The following is a 4,559-nucleotide window of genomic DNA, read 5'->3' on the forward strand; positions in this document are numbered from 1 at the left end:
CCGGGGCCGTCCGGACCGGGCCGTCCGGACTAGAGTGGCCGGGTGAACACTCGGGCACACGCACAGGGCCGTCCGGCCCTCATCACCAGTGCCCGCCCCGCCCGCTCGCTGGACGCCAATGAGCGCAACAAGCGCTACCTGTGGACTATGGCGGTCCGCGTCGCGTGCTTCCTGGGCGGGGTGCTGTCCCCCACCCCGTGGAACTGGGTGTTGTTCGTCGGCGCGGCGATCATCCCGCCCATCGCCGTGGCGCTGGCCAACGCCGTCGATCTGCGCCGCACCCCCGATGCCACCGACGACGCATCGACCCAGCTCAAAGAGCTGACCCCGGACACCGTGGTGCCCGGCTCCGTCGAGGACGACCCGGCGGAGGACCGCTGACGTGCCGAAGCTGGGCACGATGGGCCAGGCCCCCCAAGGTCGTCTGTGGCTGCGCTGGGTGGTGATGGGCATCGCGGTGGTCTGCCTGGCGGTGGCCTTCGTCAACCTCGGCCGCTGGCAGCTCGATCGACTGCAGCAGCGGCGGGACAACAACGGTGTGGTCGTGGCGCACGAGAACGCCCCCATCGTCGACTGGCGGACGATCTTCAACCGCCCGATCACCGACGCCGATCAATGGCAACGGGTGCAGGTGCGGGGCACCTTCGACGCCGATCATTCCTACGTGGTCCGCTACCGGTCCAACGACAACCAGACCGGTTGGGAGATCGTCACCCCGCTGCGCACCCCGGACGGCAACGTGCTGGTCAGTCGCGGGTTCGCGGCGCGCCCGGCCAACCAGGATTTCCCGAGGGTCGCGCCCCCGCCCCCTGCTGGCGAGGTGACCGTGGTGGGCTACGTACGGCGCAACGAGCAGGGCAGCGCCGACGCAGTCACCCCGGTGGACGGCCAGATGCGGCTGATCAACTCCCAGGCCGTCGCCGGGACGCTGTCGTACCCCCTGGTCGACGGCTACATCGGCGCTGCGGAGTTGACCCCGCCGGCCACCGACGGTCTGGTGCCGGTCGACCCGCCGGAACTCACCGAGGGCAACCACTTCTCCTACGCGCTGCAGTGGTTCTCGTTCGCGATCATCGCGGGCGTCGGCTTGGTGGTGCTGATCCGCTCCGATCTGCGCGATCGGCGCCGGGCCGCCAAGGCTGCGGAATCCGCGCCGGCGCCGGACGCCTCACGCGCGGACGCCTGAGCGACCACCCGCCGGGTCACTCAGGCACGATAGATGCTGAGAACAGTTCTCATCGAATGGAGATCTGCCGGTAGCTACGCCGCCGGCGCCCACCGGGGATCAAAGCTCTAGGCTGCCGGCATGGATCTGGGACTGACCGACCGGGTGTTCCTGGTGACGGCGGCCAGCGCCGGCCTGGGCCGGGCGAGCGCCGAGCAACTGGTGGCCGAGGGTGCCCGGGTGGTGCTGGTGGCCCGGCGGGCGGACGTCCTCGACGACGTCGTCGCCGACCTGGGTAGCGCGAACGCCGTCGCGCTGGCGGCCGACCTGGCCGAGCCGGATACGGCGGCAGCCGCGGCTCAGCTGGCGATCCGTACGTTCGGACGGCTGGACGGCGCGCTGATCAGCGTCGGCGGTCCCCCGCCCGGCAGCGTGCTGGCCAACTCCGACGAGCAGTGGCTGGCCACCTTCGAATCGGTCTTCCTCGCTGCCCTGCGTGCGGTTCGCGCGGTGCTCGCCGCAGCGTCCGGTCCGGCGTCCATCGGTGTGGTGTTGTCCACCTCGGTGAAGGTGCCGATTCCGGGACTGGCGATCTCGAACGGGTTGCGGCCGGGCCTGGCGATGCTGATCAAGCAGTTGGCGGACGAGGTCGGACCGGACGGCCACCGGGTGTTCGGGCTGATGCCGGGCACGGTGCTCACCGAACGGATCCGCTTCCTGCACGGCCGCAGCGACGATCCCACAGCGGCCCGCAAGGACGCCGAGGCCCGGATCCCGTTACGCCGGCTGGGTGATCCGGCCGAGTTCGGCCGGGTGGCGGCGTTCCTGTTGTCGCCGGCGGCCTCCTATGTCACCGGCTCGGTGATCCCCGTCGACGGCGGCGCATTGCGGGCGCTGTGAACCTGCACGTCGCACACGATCTGCTCGCCTGCCCGCACTGCGGCCAGGCGTTGACGCCCCTGGAGCGGCGCTGGGTCTGCCCGTCCGGGCACTCCTTCGATGTGGCCCGCCAGGGCTACCTGAACCTGTCGAACGGACCCGAACCGGCCAACGCCGACACCGTCGAGATGCTGGACGCCCGGACGCGGGTGCAGTCGGCGGGGGTGTTCGACTTCGTCAGCCGGGGGCTGGACGAGGTGGTGCCGCTCACCGGCGTGCAGACCGTGCTGGAGGTCGGCGCCGGCACCGGGCACTACCTGGCGCAGCTCGTCGAGGACCGCCCGCCGGCCCGCGGGGTGGCTCTCGACGTCTCCCGGACGGCGGCGCGGCGGGCTGCGAAGTCACACCATCGAGTGGCCTCCGTGGTGGCCGACGTGTGGCGCGGGCTGCCGCTGCTCGACGACACGATCGACGTGCTGCTGTGCATCTTCGCTCCCCGCAACCCGGCGGAGTTCGCCCGGGTGCTCCGTCCGGACGGCCGGGTGATCGTGGTCACCCCGGCACCCGAGCACCTGCGTGAACTGCGGCAGTCGTACGGGCTGCTGGGTCTTGAGGACGAGAAGCACGACCGGCTGCTGGCCCGACTCGGCGAGCATCTGGCCCATGAACAAACGCTCGGCCGACGCCTCACCACCACCTTGCCCGCCGACGTGCTGACCGACCTCGTCCGGATGGGCCCGAACGCCCACCACGCCCCACGCCTCCCGGACACCGCCCAGCAGGTTCAGCTCGCCGTCCAGCTCACCGTGTTCCGGCCCCGGTGACCCCCACCGCTCGCCGCGTTCCTGACCGCCTCCCGGCAAACGGTTGCGGAGGCCGTAAACTGCGGCCCCGTGACGTCTGCCTGGCCCGATTCCCGTACCCGCTCCCTGGTTCGCCAGTTCATCGCCGGAATTGACGAGGTGCTCCCGCAGGCCAAGTCGCTGCGTCGCGCCATCCACTCCGACCCGTACATCGGGGGCTCCGAGCAGCCCACCGCCGATCTGTTGCGCTCCGCGCTCACCCGGCCCACCACGCCGGTGGCCGACACCGGCTTCTGGACCCGGCTGGGTCCGGACGGCCCGTCCGTGGCGCTGCGCAGCGAGTTGGACGCCCTGCCGCTCACCGAGGACACCGGCGTCGACTGGGCCTCCACCAACGGGGCGATGCACGCCTGCGGACACGACATCCACATGGCCGCGGTGTGGTCGGTGATCAAGGCCGCGGAGAAGATGGACCTGCCGGCCGGCCTGCTCGGCATCTACCAGCCCCGCGAGGAGTGCCAGCCGTCCGGAGCGCCGGACGTGCTGCGCAGCGGGCTGCTGGCGGCGCACGACGTCCGTTCGGTGGTCGGCGCCCACGTCCAGCCGCGGGTGCCGGAGGGCCTGGTGAGCACCGGGATCGGCGGTGTGAACGCAGCCGCGGACGCCTTCGACATCATCGTCCGCGGGCACGGCGGGCACGGCGCCTACCCGCACGTCACCATCGACCCGGTGCCGGTGCTGGCCAGCATCGCGTCCGGGCTGTACGAGCTTGTCGGACGGCTGATCGACCCGACCCACGCGGCGCTGATCAGCATCGGCCGGATCGAGGCCGGCGCGACGCACAACATCATTCCGGACTCGGCGAAGCTGCAGGGCATCATCCGCACCATGCACGAGGCTGACCGCCGAGTGCTGCACGCCGAGATACGCCGGTTCGCCGAGCACACCGCCGCAGCCCGCGGAACTACCGCCGAGGTGACCCTGCTGCGCGGCGACCCGGTGCTGGCCAACGACCACGACCTGGTGAAGACCCTCGACCCTGTCCTGCACGCCGCCGGCCTGCAGGTGGCTGCCGACCCGTTCCGTTCGCTCGGCGCCGACGACTTCAGCCACTTCGGCCAGCACGTGCCGATCGTGATGATGTTCGTCGGCACCGGCGAGGATTCCGGCACCCGGCACGACACCGGCCTGCACCACGCCCGCTACCTGCCCGACGAGGACACCATTCGCACCGTAGCGATCGCCCTGGCCTCCGGCTACCTCGCCGGCGCCCGACTGGCCGGCGCCCTCTGACCCCGACGACAACCCGCCACCCGTAGAGCCCTCCCTAACTAGTTCTGCCCTCCCGTCGACGGGAGGGCAGAACTAGTTAGGGAGGGCTCTACGGGTTTAGGCCAGCGAGATCAGGTCGGCGTAGTCGGGGTTCCAGAGGTCCTCGTCGCCGTCGGGCAGCAGCACCACCCGGTCGGGTTCGAGTGCCTCGACGGCGCCCTCGTCGTGGGTGACCAGGACGATGGCGCCGGCGAAGGAGTGGATCGCGGCCAGCACCTCGGCGCGGGACGCCGGGTCGAGGTTGTTGGTCGGCTCGTCGAGCAGCAGCACGTTGGCCGCCGAGACCACCAGCATGGCCAGCGCCAGCCGGGTCTTCTCACCGCCCGAGAGCACCCGGGCCGGCTTGTCGACGTCGTCGCCGGTGAACAGGAACGAGCCCA

The 4,559-nt window shown here is 71.2% G+C and carries 6 protein-coding genes; 5 read left to right on the forward strand and 1 reads right to left on the reverse strand.

Going from position 1 to position 4,559, the window contains the following annotated elements:
- Positions 1–42: 42 nt before the first annotated feature.
- The 5 genes from Q0066_RS16915 to Q0066_RS16935 all read left to right on the forward strand — a co-directional run bounded on the left by Q0066_RS16915 (position 43) and on the right by Q0066_RS16935 (position 4,140).
- Positions 43–381: a DUF3099 domain-containing protein gene (locus Q0066_RS16915; RefSeq protein WP_298135119.1), complete on the forward strand. Its 339-nt coding sequence runs from the start codon at positions 43–45 to the stop codon at positions 379–381.
- 19 nt (positions 382–400) lie between these two features.
- Positions 401–1,186, forward strand: a complete 786-nt coding sequence (locus Q0066_RS16920; RefSeq protein ID WP_298135121.1) for an SURF1 family protein — start codon at positions 401–403, stop codon at positions 1,184–1,186.
- A gap of 120 nt (positions 1,187–1,306) precedes the next feature.
- On the forward strand, positions 1,307–2,065 hold the full coding sequence (locus Q0066_RS16925) for an SDR family oxidoreductase (RefSeq protein ID WP_298135123.1): 759 nt from the start codon (positions 1,307–1,309) through the stop codon (positions 2,063–2,065).
- Entirely contained in the window at positions 2,062–2,868 is an 807-nt protein-coding gene (locus Q0066_RS16930) for a putative RNA methyltransferase (protein WP_298135124.1), read from the forward strand. The genes Q0066_RS16925 and Q0066_RS16930 overlap by 4 nt, the downstream gene beginning before the upstream one ends.
- A gap of 69 nt (positions 2,869–2,937) precedes the next feature.
- On the forward strand, positions 2,938–4,140 hold the full coding sequence (locus Q0066_RS16935; protein ID WP_298135126.1) for a M20 family metallopeptidase: 1,203 nt from the start codon (positions 2,938–2,940) through the stop codon (positions 4,138–4,140).
- 96 nt (positions 4,141–4,236) lie between these two features.
- On the opposite strand, the gene Q0066_RS16940 is transcribed toward Q0066_RS16935, so the two are convergent.
- On the reverse strand, positions 4,237–4,559 hold a 323-nt coding region (locus Q0066_RS16940; protein WP_298135128.1), incomplete at its 5' end, for an ATP-binding cassette domain-containing protein.

The sequence above is a fragment of the Micropruina sp. genome (assembly GCF_027492755.1).
In the GTDB taxonomy this organism is placed as follows: Bacteria; Actinomycetota; Actinomycetes; order Propionibacteriales; family Propionibacteriaceae; genus Micropruina.